Source organism: Ectothiorhodospira sp. 9100 (assembly GCF_022227565.1).
GTDB lineage: Bacteria > Pseudomonadota > Gammaproteobacteria > Ectothiorhodospirales > Ectothiorhodospiraceae > Ectothiorhodospira > Ectothiorhodospira marina.
Genome location: NZ_JAJNAN010000139.1, coordinates 1 through 518, shown reverse-complemented (window position 1 = coordinate 518; position 518 = coordinate 1). Strand labels below are relative to the sequence as shown.

1 protein-coding gene is annotated in these 518 nt (G+C 62.9%); it reads right to left on the bottom strand.

The window, feature by feature from the left end; all coding sequences use genetic code 11:
* On the bottom strand, positions 1-503 hold a 503-nt coding region (locus LPW29_RS15340), incomplete at its 3' end, for a DNA polymerase Y family protein (RefSeq protein WP_443112365.1).
* Between the last annotated feature and the right edge of the window lie 15 nt (positions 504-518).

Below are 518 nucleotides of genomic sequence, written 5' to 3'. Positions count from 1 at the left end.
AAAACAGCCAAAGATCGTTGCGTGCGACAGCATCTCACACCGACGGGACCGAACCGATGACGATTCGCAGGAGGACTCTCTCGGCCTATTACGTCCCACCCTATCCCAGGCCTCCCCACCCTCGTGGACTTGGGCCCGATCCCGTTGATCTTGCTGGCCTTCAGCGGCCATATTCGGTCCACCAGATCCCCCGGACCCACGTGCGTAAGACCATCCGGCTTGTCGAACTCCGAGGCCATCTTCGCCAGCAGCTTGTTGGGCGCGATGCCGATCGAACAGGACAACCCCGTCGCCGCACGCACAGCCTCCTTGATACGGCTGGCGATCGGCTCAGGGTCGCTGCCGTGGGAGGTCAGGTCGATGTAGATCTCGTCGATCCCACGGTCCTCGATCCTCGGCGCGAGGGAGGCAACCGCCGTCTTGAAACGCATCGAGTAGTGCCGGTAGGCGGTGAAATCAGCGGGTAGCAGAACCGCACCCGGCACAAGACGAGCGGCGGTCATCAGGCCCATGCCGGA